Origin of the sequence: Polynucleobacter sp. UB-Tiil-W10 (assembly GCF_018881605.1) — a bacterium.
Taxonomy (GTDB): Bacteria; Pseudomonadota; Gammaproteobacteria; order Burkholderiales; family Burkholderiaceae; genus Polynucleobacter.
In genome coordinates this window covers 485,198-499,674 of record NZ_JACVPZ010000001.1, presented here as the reverse complement: position 1 = coordinate 499,674, position 14,477 = coordinate 485,198, and the positions used below count along the sequence as shown (strand labels likewise).

General features: G+C 47.0%; 12 protein-coding genes. 7 read left to right on the top strand and 5 right to left on the bottom strand.

Going from position 1 to position 14,477, the window contains the following annotated elements; all coding sequences use genetic code 11:
- Nucleotides 1-18 precede the first annotated feature (18 nt).
- On the top strand, nucleotides 19-2,388 hold the full coding sequence (locus ICN33_RS02495) for a UvrD-helicase domain-containing protein (protein WP_216194246.1): 2,370 nt from the start codon (nucleotides 19-21) through the stop codon (nucleotides 2,386-2,388).
- An 8-nt stretch (nucleotides 2,389-2,396) separates the two neighbouring features.
- On the opposite strand, the gene ICN33_RS02490 is transcribed toward ICN33_RS02495, so the two are convergent.
- The 3 genes from ICN33_RS02490 to ICN33_RS02480 are packed head-to-tail and all read right to left on the bottom strand — an operon-like array spanning nucleotide 2,397 to nucleotide 4,540.
- Nucleotides 2,397-3,176 carry a BPSS1780 family membrane protein gene (locus ICN33_RS02490; protein ID WP_216194245.1) on the bottom strand — a complete coding sequence of 260 codons (780 nt, stop codon included), beginning with the start codon at nucleotides 3,174-3,176 and terminating at the stop codon, nucleotides 2,397-2,399.
- Nucleotides 3,173-4,147 carry a homoserine kinase gene (locus ICN33_RS02485; protein WP_216194244.1) on the bottom strand — a complete coding sequence of 325 codons (975 nt, stop codon included), beginning with the start codon at nucleotides 4,145-4,147 and terminating at the stop codon, nucleotides 3,173-3,175. The genes ICN33_RS02490 and ICN33_RS02485 overlap by 4 nt, the downstream gene beginning before the upstream one ends.
- An 18-nt stretch (nucleotides 4,148-4,165) precedes the next feature.
- Nucleotides 4,166-4,540, bottom strand: coding sequence for a hypothetical protein (locus tag ICN33_RS02480; protein ID WP_255530579.1), 375 nt, complete (start codon nucleotides 4,538-4,540; stop codon nucleotides 4,166-4,168).
- Nucleotides 4,541-4,656: 116 nt separating this feature from the next.
- Between ICN33_RS02480 and polA the strand changes: the two genes are divergently transcribed.
- The 3 genes from polA to ICN33_RS02465 are packed head-to-tail and all read left to right on the top strand — an operon-like array spanning nucleotide 4,657 to nucleotide 9,176.
- Nucleotides 4,657-7,485 (top strand): DNA polymerase I, encoded by a 2,829-nt coding sequence (polA, locus tag ICN33_RS02475; protein ID WP_216194239.1) that lies wholly within the window; start codon nucleotides 4,657-4,659, stop codon nucleotides 7,483-7,485.
- 36 nt (nucleotides 7,486-7,521) lie between these two features.
- A complete protein-coding gene (locus ICN33_RS02470) occupies nucleotides 7,522-8,397 on the top strand; it encodes a dienelactone hydrolase family protein (RefSeq protein ID WP_216194237.1) in 876 nt (291 codons plus the stop codon).
- A 5-nt stretch (nucleotides 8,398-8,402) separates the two neighbouring features.
- Nucleotides 8,403-9,176, top strand: a complete 774-nt coding sequence (locus ICN33_RS02465; RefSeq protein WP_216194236.1) for a ZIP family metal transporter — start codon at nucleotides 8,403-8,405, stop codon at nucleotides 9,174-9,176.
- 15 nt (nucleotides 9,177-9,191) lie between these two features.
- Here the strand turns inward: ICN33_RS02465 and ICN33_RS02460 are convergent, their stop codons facing one another.
- Together ICN33_RS02460 and ICN33_RS02455 are read right to left on the bottom strand one after the other, a co-directional pair.
- Entirely contained in the window at nucleotides 9,192-10,022 is an 831-nt protein-coding gene (locus ICN33_RS02460) for a sulfurtransferase (RefSeq protein ID WP_216194234.1), read from the bottom strand.
- Between the two features lie 75 nt (nucleotides 10,023-10,097).
- The gene (locus ICN33_RS02455) at nucleotides 10,098-11,204 is read right to left on the bottom strand and encodes an SRPBCC family protein (RefSeq protein WP_216194233.1); all 1,107 of its coding nucleotides are present in this window, start codon (nucleotides 11,202-11,204) and stop codon (nucleotides 10,098-10,100) included.
- 162 nt (nucleotides 11,205-11,366) lie between these two features.
- On the opposite strand from ICN33_RS02455, the gene xseB reads away from it, so the two are divergent.
- The 3 genes from xseB to dxs all read left to right on the top strand — a co-directional run bounded on the left by xseB (nucleotide 11,367) and on the right by dxs (nucleotide 14,474).
- The gene (xseB, locus tag ICN33_RS02450) at nucleotides 11,367-11,600 is read left to right on the top strand and encodes an exodeoxyribonuclease VII small subunit (protein ID WP_072582862.1); all 234 of its coding nucleotides are present in this window, start codon (nucleotides 11,367-11,369) and stop codon (nucleotides 11,598-11,600) included.
- Nucleotides 11,601-12,503: a polyprenyl synthetase family protein gene (locus ICN33_RS02445; protein WP_216194231.1), complete on the top strand. Its 903-nt coding sequence runs from the start codon at nucleotides 11,601-11,603 to the stop codon at nucleotides 12,501-12,503.
- Between the two features lie 69 nt (nucleotides 12,504-12,572).
- Entirely contained in the window at nucleotides 12,573-14,474 is a 1,902-nt protein-coding gene (gene dxs / locus ICN33_RS02440) for a 1-deoxy-D-xylulose-5-phosphate synthase (RefSeq protein WP_216194229.1), read from the top strand.
- Nucleotides 14,475-14,477 lie beyond the last annotated feature (3 nt).

Below are 14,477 nucleotides of genomic sequence, written 5' to 3'. Positions count from 1 at the left end.
CAAATTATAATTGGGCTGATGTACTCAGACTTGCTCGCGAACCTCAATCCAGAACAGCGCGAGGCAGTGACCCTCCCGCCCGTAAATGAAACTGGCCAAGCCCAATCAGCCATGATTTTGGCTGGGGCAGGGAGCGGCAAGACCCGCGTCCTCACTACCCGTATAGCCTGGTTGATTCAGACCGGTCAGGTATCCCCGATTGGCGTCCTGGCGGTAACCTTCACCAATAAGGCCGCCAAAGAGATGATGCTCCGTCTGAGTGCCATGTTGCCGATTAATACGCGTGGGATGTGGATTGGCACCTTCCATGGCCTTTGTAACCGTTTATTGCGTGCCCACCACAAAGAAGCAGGTTTACCTTCTACCTTCCAAATCCTAGACACTCAAGATCAGCTCTCAGCGATTAAGCGCCTTTTAAAGGGATTAAAGGTCGATGATGAGAAGTATCCCGCAAAGCAACTGCAATACTTTATTGCTCATGCCAAAGAGCGTGGTCAGCGTGCAAAAGATTTAGCCGTTGGGGATGACTTCCAGGCCAAGATGGCACAACTTTATGCTGCTTACGATGAGCAATGCCAACGCGAGGGTGTTGTTGATTTTGCTGAGCTCTTATTGCGCAGCTATGAATTACTCAAGCATAGTGAAGCTATTCGGACGCACTATCAAGAACGTTTTCGCCATATCTTGATTGATGAGTTTCAAGATACCAATGCCTTGCAATATGCATGGCTCAAATTATTATCAGGGCATGACGCCAGCCGAATCAATGTCAGCGGTATGGGTAGCAGTTCCGTATTTGCGGTCGGCGATGACGATCAAAGTATTTATGCTTTCCGTGGGGCAGATGTTGAAAATATGCGCCTTTATGAAAAGCAATATCACCCTTTGATGGTGAAGCTAGAGCAAAACTATCGCTCGCACGGCCATATTTTAGATACGGCAAATCACCTCATTGCGAACAATTCAGAACGCCTTGGTAAAAACTTGCGAACCGATGCTGGTCATGGCGAGCCAGTCCGTATCTATGAGGCACCTAGCGATCATGCAGAAGCTGCTTGGCTGGTTGACGAGATCAAGGCTTTAGTAAATAGCGGCATCAAGCGCACAGAAGTCGCCTTACTCTATCGCAGCAATGCCCAGTCACGCATTATTGAGCACGCTTTATTTTCTGCAGGTATTCCCTATCGTGTTTATGGTGGCTTACGCTTCTTCGAGCGCGCTGAAATTAAACATGCGCTGGCATATTTACGTTTGCTGGAGAATCCGAATGATGACACTTCATTTTCTCGAGTGGTGAATTTCCCAACTCGCGGAATTGGTGCAAGGTCAATTGAAGCGCTCCAAGATGCCGCTAGAGCACAGCAATGTTCTTTGTATTTAGCAGCTTCTTCCTTGGAAGGAAAAGCTGGCGCTGCCCTGGGTGGATTTGTGCGCTTAGTGGATCACATGCGTGAGGCTACTCGTCACAATACATTGCCAGAAACTGTCGAATTTGTGATTCAGCATAGCGGTTTGATTCAGCACTATCTCTCAGAGCGTGAAGGACAGGATCGCGTTGAGAACTTGCAAGAATTGATTAATGCTGCAACTGCATTTATTGCTGAAGAAGGTTATGGGCAGGATGCTGCGGCTGCGATGTTGCCTGGCGAGAATGCTCCAGGTGTCGTCGATGTTTCGCCCTTGGCGGCTTTCTTATCCCATGCCTCACTAGAGGCGGGTGATAACCAGGCCCAGGCCGGTCAAGATGCAGTGCAATTAATGACAGTGCACTCTGCCAAAGGCTTAGAGTTCACCTCAGTATTCATTACTGGCCTTGAGGAAGGTTTATTTCCCCATGAGAACAGCGTTAATGAGCAGAACGGCTTGGAAGAAGAGCGCCGCCTGATGTACGTAGCGATTACGCGTGCCAAGGAGCGTCTTTATCTCTCCCATACCCAATCACGGATGTTGCACGGCCAAGTGCGCTACAACATGCCTTCTCGTTTTCTGGAGGAACTCCCATCTGATTCATTGAAGTGGCTTACTCCCAAAGCAAGAGATGCGCGCTGGGGTGGTGGTAGCAACTCAAGAACAGGAGCTACTTGGCAGGATGGCTATACCCGTCAACGCGAATATGAATCCAATGATTTTTTTGATTCTGGTTCAGAGCGACAGAGACCGGCTAAGCGTGTTGGCTCAGCATCAATGGAAGTAAAAAGATTGGCCTCTCCTCCTCGTGGAAATTATCCATTCACTATTGGACAAAATGTGTTCCACACTAAGTTTGGTGAGGGGCGCGTGACTGGTCTTGAGGGTGTAGATGTTGATGCACGCGCACAAGTGAACTTCAAGCGCCACGGCATTAAGTGGTTACAGCTGAGTATTGCGAAGCTTGCTGCGATCGACTGAAAAGTCGTCTAAACAGGAAGTGCCACTTCATCTTCTGTGAAGCAAGCTTTCCAGCTTGCATAGAAAGAGCAATGCATCACCGTCAATCCCGCCATGGAGATGGGGGCAATGATGAAGGAGGCTGCTTGCCCCAGATCGAGAGCATCAAAGATCATTCCGACTGTCAGTGGAATGGCAATCAGGATCGCACCCCAAATAGAGAGATACAAAAAGAATGCTGCTTTATTGGTCCAGCACGCTAAGCAGCTAGAGAATAGTGCTTGTGGTACAGACATATCAGCCCATGCGACCAATACTGGTGAGAACCACATCAGCATACCTATGGGCACATACAGCATTGCTCCGAAGAAGAGCACCAAGTAAACCTGACGCAGTGCTTCGGGGGTAATCGTCTTTTCACTGGTCATTAATGGAAGCAGTAATTCAAAGTCCACCAAGAGGCTTAAGATAAAACTTAGCAGCAAAATCAAGCTGGCATATACCAAACCTAGTTGCAAAATTCTTTTGCGAATAATCGGGCTTGACTGAAGTGCGACCAAATAGACCATTGGCCGAATGCGTTCTTTTTGAATAGCTTGACGACAAGCAGTCATAAAGCCAACAGAGAGAGTTGGCGTAATCAGGAGCACAGCAAAAACACCGATGACTGGAACAACGACAGCCAATTGAGCTGCAAATACATACATAAAGACCAGCATCAAGAAGCCCAAAGGATTCTGTTTGAAGAGCCACATGCCCTGCCTAATCCAGGTGTAACCTTCTTTAGGTGCTACGGAATTCAGTTTCATAGTGATCGACGACTTAAAAGAATGCCCTCAAAGTGCATAGGGTCATGAGGTGTCAGCATTTGCGCATCTCTTGGTAGATAGAAATCCCATAGCCTAGAGACCCAGAAGCGTAATGCTGCTGCACGAAGCATGAGAGTCCAACTGGCTTGCTCTTCTAGGGTAAATGGGCGAACCGTTTGGTAGGACTTCATGAATGCATCGAGGCGGGCTGGATCTAAATCTTGTTTGTTGTCAGCAAGACACCAATCATTTGCAGTCACGGCGATATCAAATAACCATTTATCAGTGCCGGCAAAATAGAAGTCAAAGAAACCGCCTAAGTGATCGCTAGAAGTGTCAGTTCCTTTTGGATCGAATAAGACGTTGTCGCGAAACAGATCGCAATGACTGGCGCCTTGTGGCAAGCCATCATAGGCGCCCGAGGAAAAGAACGCTTCTTGCGTTTTTAACTCATGACTAATTAATTCTTTTTGCGATGTATTTAAGTGCGGCAGTACTTGGGGAATGGTTTTTTGCCACCAAGCAAGACTGCGAAGATTCTCTTGTGCCTTAGGAAAATCTTTTCCTGCCAAATGCATCTTCGCAAGCATCTCGCCCACAAGGGCGCAATGATTCACTTCTGGTTGAAGTCTTGATAGACCAGGTAACTTGGTAACAATAGCTGCTGGCTTACCTTTGAGGGTAAATAGGATTTCTCCCTGTTTATTCTCAATAGGCTTGGGAACGGGTATGCCTTTGTTCGCTAAATGGCGCATTAGCTCTAGATAGAATGGCAGTTGTTCCGCAGAGAGTCTTTCAAAGATGGTTAGGACATATTCTTGTTTCTGACCACCTTGAATGGTGTCTAAGAAAAAGTTCGAGTTCTCAATGCCGCCGTGAATGCCGCGGATTTCACTAGCCTGACCAATATCAAAGTCTTGAGTAATCCATTGGGAAATATCCTCAAGCTCGATCGGAGTAAATACAGCCATAAACTAATTCAGTAGATCTTATTTAAAAGGAATGCTAATGCTAGGAACGCTAATCAGATCAGTTTCTTTTGGGGGGCCAGGCATAACTGATGTGGGTGGCGCCATCTCATAGCTAGTGAAGGGTGTTTTCACATCAACTTGGGTCGGTGAATTGACGTCCTTATATTCTGTAACCGTAGTGCCATTTTTATCCTTGTATTGATAGTTTGGCTTTCTTGGCTCGGGAGTGTTTAGGACGCCAGTGGCGCTGACGGCTGGCGCAAGCGGCTGATTATTAATGCGGTTTAATTCGGATGGGCTCAGTGCTTGGCTGTTATTCTGAGCTTGGGCTGAGGTAATGCCAAAAAGTCCAAAAATCACAAAAAAGCCCATTGGGACGAGGCTTTGACTCATTGAGTGGCTAATTAAGTTCGTTAAATAATGCATTTTTTCACCTTTTTAAGCCTACTCTCGGATGGTTCCTTAACCAGACCTGTAGGCAATTCACAACTAGATTGTACGATTGCGGTATGACTAAACATAGACTCTTGTTGGTAGATGGCTCTAGCTACCTCTATCGCGCCTTCCACGCTATGCCAGACCTCAGAAATGGGGCTGGAGAGCCCACTGGGGCTATCTATGGCATGGTGAATATGATGCGCAGGGCCCGCTCCGAGCTCAAAGCAGACCATATAGCCTGTGTTTTTGACGCCAAAGGCAAGACTTTCCGCGATGAGATGTATTCAGAGTACAAAGCGCATCGCTCCCCCATGCCCGAAGATTTGGTTAAACAAATCGAACCCATTCACGCCATGGTGAAGGCATTAGGTTGGCCGGTCTTAATGGTCTCCGGTGTGGAGGCGGATGATGTGATTGGAACTTTAGCTTGCCAAGCTACGCAAGCGGGCTGGGAAACTATTATTTCCACTGGCGATAAAGATCTGGCGCAATTGGTCAATCCTTCGGTATCTCTCATTAATACGATGACGAATGAAAAGCTAGACATCGAAGGTGTGAAAGAAAAGTTTGGCGTACCACCTGAGTTGATTGTTGATTATTTATCCATTATTGGCGATGCCGTTGATAACGTTCCAGGAGTTCCTAAGGCAGGACCAAAGACTGCAAACAAATGGTTGGCAGAATTTGGCAATCTGGATAACTTAATGGCTAATGCCGATCAAGTCAAAGGTGTAGTTGGTGAAAACTTGCGCGCTACTCTTCCTTGGCTGCCACAAGCACGCCAACTGATTACGGTAAAAACGGATTGTGATTTATCGCCCCATTTGCCAAGCTTGGATGACCTGCATGCGAAGTCTGAAGATGCTCCTTTGCTGCGTGAGTTGTTTGAGCGTTATGCTTTTAAGACTTGGTTACGTGACGTAGAAAAACAGCTCACGAGCCCAGAGAATAAGGGCGAGCCAGCAAGCTTTGATTTGGCAGGCAGCCCAATCTCAAATAATCCTGAAGAAAATTCTGATAGGGCAAAAAAGACGCGTGTGATTGCCATCTCGCCCACTAAAGATTTATCCCAAGAAACTCGGGACTCACATGATGCAATCGAACGTCACTACGAATGTGTAGTGGATGAGGCCGGCCTAGAGAGATGGTTAAAAAAGATTGAGTCTTCTCCGTTAACGGCGGTTGATACCGAAACTACTAGTCTTGATGCGCTTGCGGCAGAGCTCGTTGGAATTTCTTTATCGGTTACTCCTGGAGAGGCTTGCTATATTCCTGTAGCTCATCGCAATGGCGAAGTGCAACTTGACCGTGATCTGGTTCTGGCCCGCATGAAGCCCTGGTTAGAAAGCGCAACGCATTTAAAGGTAGGGCAAAACTTAAAGTACGACGCCCACATCTTTGCAAACTATGGCATTACCTTAAAAGGCATTGCATTTGATACCTTGCTGGAATCATATGTGCTCGAATCACATCTTCCACACAATATGGATAGCCTTGCCGAGCGTCATTTAGGAATGAAAACGATTCGCTACGAAGAAGTGTGTGGCAAAGGGGTTCATCAAATTGGCTTTGACCAAGTCGATCTAAAGATTGCAACGGACTACGCGGCAGAGGACGCCGATATTACCTTGCGCCTTCATCTTGAGTTATGGCCGCAGATTCAAGAAAGTCCAGGCTTGCTTTATATCTACGAAAAAGTAGAGATGCCAGCCATGCGAGTATTGGGAATTATGGAGCACAATGGTATTCGGATTGATTCCGCGCTATTGTCTAAACAAGGGCAGCAAGTGGGCAAACGCCTGCTTGAGCTTGAGGGCGAGATCCATAAGTTGGCTGGCCAGCCTTTTAATATCCAGTCACCTAAGCAAATCGCAGAAATTTTATTTGGACAACTTGAGCTTCCGGTCATTAAAAAGACGCCATCAGGTGCACCCTCTACTGATGAAGAAGTGTTACAGAAGTTGGCGGAAGACTATCCATTACCAGCACGCATTCTGGATTACCGTAGCCTAGCAAAATTGATGTCCACCTATATTGAGAAGCTCCCACGCATGGCTGACCCTAAAACTGGGCGCGTACATACGAACTTTTCTCAAGCCACTGCAGTGACAGGTCGCCTCGCATCAAGCGACCCAAACTTGCAAAATATTCCTGTGCGCACAGAAGAGGGTCGTCGTATTCGGGAAGCATTTGTTCCGGCAGAAGGTTGCAAGTTATTGTCTGCGGATTACTCTCAGATTGAGTTACGCATCATGGCGCACATTGCTGAAGATGAAAATCTACTCACTGCATTTAGAGAAGGCAAAGACGTTCACCAAGCCACCGCAGCAGAAATCTTTGGCATTGCTTTGGATGATGTCAATTCTGAGCAACGTCGTTATGCCAAGGTCATTAACTTTGGCCTCATCTACGGCATGAGTGCTTTTGGTTTGGCTGGTAACTTAGGTATTGAGCGTTCTGCTGCGCAAAACTATATAGCCAAATACTTTGATCGGTATCCAGGAGTGGCTCAATATATGGAGCGCACACGCCTCGAGGCTAGAGAAAATGGTTACGTGGAAACAGTCTTTGGACGACGCCTTTGGTTGCCGGAAATTAAGGGCTCTAATGGTCCGCGTCGCCAAGGGGCTGAGCGTGCGGCAATTAATGCTCCTATGCAAGGTACTGCTGCAGACCTAATCAAGCTAGCAATGATTGCCGTGGAGGATTGGCTCGAAAAGGAGCAACTCAAGACCAAGCTTCTATTGCAGGTTCATGATGAGTTGGTTCTAGATGTGCCTTTCGATGAGCTTGAGATAGTGCAAGCTAAATTACCCGGTTTAATGTGCAATGTTGCCCAGCTAAAGGTACCTTTAGTAGTTAGTATTGGGATTGGCGATAATTGGGAAGAGGCACATTAAGGATTGAATGAGAATTACAAGCCAGGAGACAAAATCATGAGTAAAGAGATGCAAAACAGTCGACGCAATTTTATGAAGACATCAGCAATTAGCGCAACTGCTATTGGGGTTGGATTTGTGGCTGCTTCAGATCCTGTGATGGCTGCTGCTATTGAAACAGACTTCATCGGCCTAAAGGCTGGCGAGGAAATGATTCCGGTAGGCGGTTTTCAGTTGCCCGCATATGTCTCACGACCTGAAAAAGCGAAAGGCTCTTTGCCCATCATTATTGTGGCAAGTGAAATCTTTGGTGTGCATGAATATATTGCTGATGTCACAAGACGTTTTGCAAAGCTAGGATATTTAGCAATCGCACCAGAATTCTTTACGCGCGCTGGCGACCCAAATACCTATGGAACGATAGCGGAGATTCAGCAAAATATTGTGGCCAAAACTCCAGATTCGCAGGTCCTTAATGATTTACAGGCTGCTTTAGTTTGGGCCGGTAAAAATGGCGGTGACCTCAAAAGGGTTGGCGTAACTGGTTTTTGTTGGGGTGGTCGCATCACTTGGTTGTCTGCCACCTTACCGCAAGTGCATGCAGGTGTAGCTTGGTACGGACGTCTCATTGGAGAAAAAACAGAAGGCAACCCACGTCATCCGGTAGATATTGCTGCAGATTTAAAAGCCCCGGTCCTGGGTTTATATGGCGCAGTCGATACTGGTATTTCACTAGAAAGTGTTGATCAGATGCGTGCCGCTCTAGCGCAGGCAGCTGCTAAAAATCCCGCTGCTAAGGCTTGTCAGTTTGAGGTGTATCCAGATACGCCACACGCATTTCATGCGGACTATCGCGCCTCTTATCGTGAAGGTCCCGCAAAAGACGGCTGGGAAAAATGTATTGCCTGGTTTAAGAAAATGGGAGTGGCGTAATCGCAATGACAGTTTTACAAAGTATTCTTTTGGTTACTGCCTTAGCGGGTACTGCTAGCGTCCTAGTTGCTGCAAGCTGTTCCTTGGCCATGCTGTCCAAGATGGTCTACAACATGGTCAGTTTATCTGTCGGTATTTTGCTGGCAACCGCTTTACTTCACTCTTTGCCCGAGGCATTTAGTATGGAGGGGGCAAAACCCCAGCTCTTGTTTGCTACTTTGCTTGCTGGGTTATTGGGCTTTTTCTTGCTTGAGAAAATTGCTTTATTGCGCCATGACCACCATCACGAAGGCGATGGGCACCATCACCACCATGGCCATGATGCTGAAAATGCTGGGCGTAGTGGGTGGATGATTTTAGTTGGTGATGGCATTCATAATTTTGTGGATGGTATCTTGATTGCCGCAGCCTTTATGGCAGATTATCAGCTTGGCCTCTTTACTGCGATCGCGATCATTGCTCATGAGATCCCACAAGAGATAGGTGATTTCATAGTGTTGTTAAATGCGGGTTTCTCACGCGCACGCGCTTTGCTATACAACTTTATCTGCGGCTTATCAGCTGTAGTGGGTGGGGTACTCGCCTATTTCTTCCTAGAGCGTGCGCATGCAGCGATGCCTTACTTGCTGGTGATTGCGTCTAGTAGTTTTATTTATATTGCGGTGAGTGATCTCATTCCACAAATGCATCGTCGCCCGCACTGGGTTGAGTCTTTACGTCAAACAGTGCTCATTGCTTGTGGCGTAGGATTTGTGATCCTGCTATCTTTGCTGCATTAATACAGATTACTATTCTTATAGTTCAACAGGCCTTTGGGGGTCTGCACACCACTCGCTCCAGCTGCCTGCATATAGGCGTGAGCCTTTAAATCCAGCAAGTTCCATCGCCAAAATATTATGGCAAGCAGTAACGCCAGATCCGCATTGATGAATGACTTCGGAAGCTTTAATGGGGCCAAGAAATTCTGAGAACTCTTTGAAGAGCTGTTCAGGAGTTTTAAAAGCGGTTGCGTTGAGATTATTTTTAAAGAAGCGATTCAGTGCACCAGGAATATGTCCACCAACTGGATCTAGCGTTTCATTTTGACCATGAAAGCGATCTTCCGTACGCGCATCGATAACTTTGTTTTTCTGGGTTTGTAGGTTACCCACAACTTCATCAACCAGAACCAGTCCTGCATAAGGCATCACTCCAATAGCCTGGGCGCAAGGAGTTGGCATCCTAGGAATGGTGCCCATAGGGCCATTCCAAGCATCTAAGCCGCCATCCAGCACTTTTACATTGGCATGCCCTGTGGCTTTGAGCATCCACCACAAGCGGCTGGCATATACGGAGCCTTGTTTGTCATAAGCAACTACTAAAGTGTTTGGGCTGATCCCTAAGCGAGTCTTGGTTTGTGCCCAAGCCTCCGGACTCGGAAGAGGGTGGCGACCGTTGCTGCCAGTCTTATTGCCTGAAAGATCCTTATCCAGATCGACATAGATAGCACCAGGAATATGGCTTTCTTCGTAAGACTTTTTGCCGATCAGTGGATCTACTAAGTCAAAGCGGCAATCACAGAGCAATACATTCTCACCACTGTTAATGATTTCTTCTAACTGGTTTGCTGAGATTAGAGGAGTCATGATGCTTCCTATTTTTAGTGAGAAATAGTTGTTGGATTGTTCGATGTCTTTAGGGAACTGTAAAACCTATTTAGATTATGCGCCTTCAAAATTCATCACACGGCGATACCACTCATGAAAGTGTTGCATACCATCTTCCATTGGGCTTTGATACGGACCCACTTCATTAATACCGCGAGCTAGTAGAGCTGCGCGCCCTTTGTCCATACGCTCGGCAATTTCATCATCTTCAATACAAGTTTCCATGTATGCAGCACGTTCAGCTTCAACAAACTCACGTTCGAATAAGGCAATTTCTTCTGGATAGTAGAACTCTACGATATTGCGCGTTTTGTTGACTCCCATAGGATGAAGGGTGGAGACGCAGAGCACGCCCGGATACCACTCCACCATCACATTGGGGTAATAGGTCAGCCAAATAGCCCCATGGCGTGGGGCTTTGCCGTCAAATTGACGAAGTACTGCTTCATGCCAATTGCGATACGTTGGCGATCCTGGAGTTTGCAAATCCTTATGAATGCCTACAGTTTGTACGCTATGCCAGTCACCAAATTCCCAATGTAGATCTTCACAAGAAACAAACTTACCTAAGCCTGGATGAAATGGGACAACGTGATAGTCCTCGAGATATACCTCGATGAATGTTTTCCAGTTGTAATTGCACTCATGTACTTCAACATGATCGAGTACATACCCATCAAACTCGAGATCATCAGCAACGCCCAGTTTGGCGAAGTCATTACGAACATCGCGTGGACCTTCAAACAGGAGCCCCTGCCAATTTTGCAAGGGGGATTTACCAAGATTTAGACAAGGCTTATCTTCAAAATGCGGAGCGCCTAATAAATTGCCGCCTAAGTCATAGGTCCAGCGATGTAAAGGACAAACAATATTGTCGGCTTTGCCGCGACCATTCAACATTAACGCTTGGCGATGACGACAAACGTTTGATAAAAGTTCTACGCCAGATTCGTTGCGTACGAGGATGCGACCTTCGTTTTCTGCGCTTAATGTTTGATAGGAGCCAATTTCGGGCACCATGAGTTCGTGTCCAACATAGCCAGGCCCCTGCTTAAAAAGCAGTTCAATTTCGCGCTGATATAAATCAGCGTCAAAATATGCCGAAACCGGCAGTTGTAGATTGGACGGCGCAAGCTTCTGCGCGGTAGCCAGATTAGTCATTCTCCCCACCCCCGAAAACGTCAGCCGAAGCTAAGCGGAATAACCAATCCAACCATCGACGGATCGATATTGGAAAGGAAGGGATGGATTATACCCATCCAAGGGGGTTCTCGCTTTAATATGTAGGGCTATCCGTGTGGGAAATACGAAGGAAACCAGCTTATGCCAGCCAAGAAGTCAGAGAGTCAAAAACCCGGTCTTGAGGTCCAAATCGACCCCGATTTACGCTATGAGCAGGCCGTAAAAGAGCTGGAGAAGCTTATTTCCGATATGGAATCCGGCAAATTTTCATTAGAAGAAACCTTGCTTGCCTATCAACGTGGCGCGGCATTGCTCAAGCACTGTCAAGGAATGTTGGCTCAGGTTGAACAACAGGTTCGAGTGTTCGAGGCCTAATTGAGTACTGATTTTCAATTTCAGGAGTGGCTAACTGCTCACTCTGAGCGAACTGAGCAGGCCTTAGATCGCTTGCTTGATTCGGCAAAAACCACTCCCCATCGTTTGCACGAGGCAATGCGCTATGCGGCGCAGGGCGGCGGTAAGCGTATACGTCCTCTATTGGTTTACGCTTCTGGTCAGCTTGGCGATAATCAAGGTGAAGCGCTTATCGAGTCTTTGGATACGGCTGCAGTGGCAATTGAATGTATTCATGCTTATTCATTAGTGCACGATGATTTGCCATGCATGGATGATGACGAGTTACGACGTGGTCGCCCTACAGTTCACAAAGCCTTTGATGAAGCAACTGCATTATTAGTTGGCGATGCATTGCAAACTCGCGCCTTTGAAATTCTGGCTAATGCAAACTGTGATGCGCAAGTGCGCCTCAAAATGATTGCCGTTTTAGCTGCGGCCTCAGGCTCGCGCGGCATGGCCGGTGGTCAGGCTATCGATTTGGAAAGTGTGGGTAAAAAATTAGATCTGCCAGGCTTAAAGCAAATGCATGCCATGAAGACTGGTGCCCTCTTGTCATGTGCTGTTGAGTTGGGCGGTATTGCTGCCAACCTTGACCCTGCGCAAATGATGAATCTCGATCATTATTCAAAATCCCTAGGGTTGGCGTTTCAGATTGTGGATGACGTACTTGATGCCACCGCCGATAGTCAAACCTTGGGTAAAACGGCTGGCAAAGATGCAGCGGCGAATAAGCCGACCTATGTGACCTTGATGGGTTTAGACTATGCAAAGAAGCAAGCTAAAGAGTTACAAGAAACAGCAATTGCTAGCTTAGATAGTTTTGGTGCGCAAGCACAGGCGTTAAAGGATTTGGCTTCCTTAGTTGTCAATCGCGGCAAATAAGCAAGATACAAGACAAATGCAAGAGAATAAATACAAGAGAAATTCATTAGTACAAATGATTTAGGTTCAATGACTTTAAATTCCATTAATTCCCCCGACGATCTCAAAAAACTATCACGCGAAGAGCTGCCCGCTTTAGCTGATGAGTTGCGTGAGTTTGTTTTGGACTCTGTTTCTAAGACAGGCGGACATCTATCGTCAAACCTGGGAACGGTGGAGTTGTCTATTGCTTTGCATTATGTATTTGATACCCCGGAAGATCGAATCGTTTGGGATGTGGGCCATCAAAGCTATCCACACAAGATTTTGACTGGTCGTCGTGAGCGCATGAATACTTTGCGTCAGTACAAGGGTTTATCAGGTTTCCCACATCGCTCTGAAAGTGAGTTTGATGCTTTTGGTACTGGCCATTCATCAACCAGTATTTCAGCGGCGATGGGTATGGCTCGCGCTTTTCAAACGAAAGGTGAGCGACATGTGGCGGTAGCTGTCATTGGAGATAGCGCCATGACAGGCGGGATGGCTTTTGAAGCTATGAACAATGCTGGTGTGTATGACGACTTGCCGCTTGTAGTGATCTTGAATGATAACGACATGTCGATCTCGCCTGCGGTAGGAGCGCTTAATCGACATTTAGCTCGATTACTCAGCGGTAATATTTACTCTGCGACTAAAAAAGGCATTGATAGTGTTTTATCAATTGCACCACCTTTGCGTGAATTTGCTAAACGTCTTGAAGATCATGCCAAAGGCATGGTCTCCCCATCAACGATTTTTCAAGAATTTGGTTTCAATTATTTCGGTCCGATCGATGGCCATGATTTGGATGCCTTGATTCCGATGCTGCAAAACGTACGTCGCTTGGCTTTGGAAGGGCGTGGCCCACAGTTTTTGCACGTGGTAACTAAAAAAGGCCAGGGCTATGAGTTGGCCGAAGCGGATCCAGTGCTTTATCACGGCCCAAGTAAATTTAATCCTGAAGAGGGCGTCAAAAAATCGACTGCTAGCAAGAAAACGTTCACTCAAGTGTTTGGTGAATGGTTATGTGACATGGCACACGCAGATCCATTATTGGTTGGCATCACTCCAGCGATGCGTGAAGGTTCGGGCTTAGTTGAGTTTGAGAAGAATTTCCCTAAGCGTTACTACGATGTTGGCATTGCTGAGCAGCATGCGGTCACTTTTGCGGCTGGTATGGCATGCGAGGGGATGAAGCCAGTAGTGGCGATTTACTCTACTTTCTTGCAGCGTGCGTATGACCAACTCATTCATGATGTGGCATTGCAAGACTTGCCAGTATTGTTTGCGCTAGATCGTGCCGGACTCGTTGGCGCTGATGGCGCAACGCACGCTGGCGCATATGACATTCCATTCTTACGTTGCATTCCAAATATGCTGGTGATGACGCCAGCGGATGAAGCAGAGTGTCGCGACTTATTAACCACTGCTTTCCATCAACCCCATCCAAGCGCAGTGCGCTATCCACGGGGCGCTGGTGTAGGCACCATTTCTTCTAAAGAGCTGCGCACTCTACCAATGGGTAAGGGCGAGCTTCGTCGCAAATCAACGGCGCCCCTTGGCCAACGTGTGGCGATATTGGCATTTGGTACTTTGCTCTATCCTGCGCTCGAAGTGGCGGAAGGTATTGATGCAACGGTAGCTAATATGCGTTTTGTTAAACCACTCGATGTGGATTTAATTCAATCACTGGTCGCTGATCACGATTATTTTGTGACCATTGAGGATGGGGCCATTGCTGGTGGCGCTGGTAGCGCTTGCCTAGAAGCACTATCCAATCTCGGCATCAATAAACCCCTCTTGCAATTAGGTCTTCCTGATCAATTTATTGAACATGGCGACTACAGTCTGTTGATGACCAAGTGTGGCTTGGATGTAGAAGGTATTGCCAACTCTATCAAACAACGTTTTCCTGCAATATTGACCGTAAATTCAGCGCTTGTAGGCAAATAAGCC

What these genes read in the sequence shown, in the direction of transcription:
- ICN33_RS02495 (WP_216194246.1), top strand. Translation starts at nt 19, where the DNA reads ATGTACTCAGACTTGCTCGCGAACCTCAATCCAGAACAGCGCGAGGCA.
- ICN33_RS02490 (WP_216194245.1), bottom strand. Translation starts at nt 3,176, where the DNA reads ATGAAACTGAATTCCGTAGCACCTAAAGAAGGTTACACCTGGATTAGG.
- ICN33_RS02485 (WP_216194244.1), bottom strand. Translation starts at nt 4,147, where the DNA reads ATGGCTGTATTTACTCCGATCGAGCTTGAGGATATTTCCCAATGGATT.
- ICN33_RS02480 (WP_255530579.1), bottom strand. Translation starts at nt 4,540, where the DNA reads ATGAGTCAAAGCCTCGTCCCAATGGGCTTTTTTGTGATTTTTGGACTT.
- polA (WP_216194239.1), top strand. Translation starts at nt 4,657, where the DNA reads ATGACTAAACATAGACTCTTGTTGGTAGATGGCTCTAGCTACCTCTAT.
- ICN33_RS02470 (WP_216194237.1), top strand. Translation starts at nt 7,522, where the DNA reads ATGAGTAAAGAGATGCAAAACAGTCGACGCAATTTTATGAAGACATCA.
- ICN33_RS02465 (WP_216194236.1), top strand. Translation starts at nt 8,403, where the DNA reads ATGACAGTTTTACAAAGTATTCTTTTGGTTACTGCCTTAGCGGGTACT.
- ICN33_RS02460 (WP_216194234.1), bottom strand. Translation starts at nt 10,022, where the DNA reads ATGACTCCTCTAATCTCAGCAAACCAGTTAGAAGAAATCATTAACAGT.
- ICN33_RS02455 (WP_216194233.1), bottom strand. Translation starts at nt 11,204, where the DNA reads ATGACTAATCTGGCTACCGCGCAGAAGCTTGCGCCGTCCAATCTACAA.
- xseB (WP_072582862.1), top strand. Translation starts at nt 11,367, where the DNA reads ATGCCAGCCAAGAAGTCAGAGAGTCAAAAACCCGGTCTTGAGGTCCAA.
- dxs (WP_216194229.1), top strand. Translation starts at nt 12,573, where the DNA reads ATGACTTTAAATTCCATTAATTCCCCCGACGATCTCAAAAAACTATCA.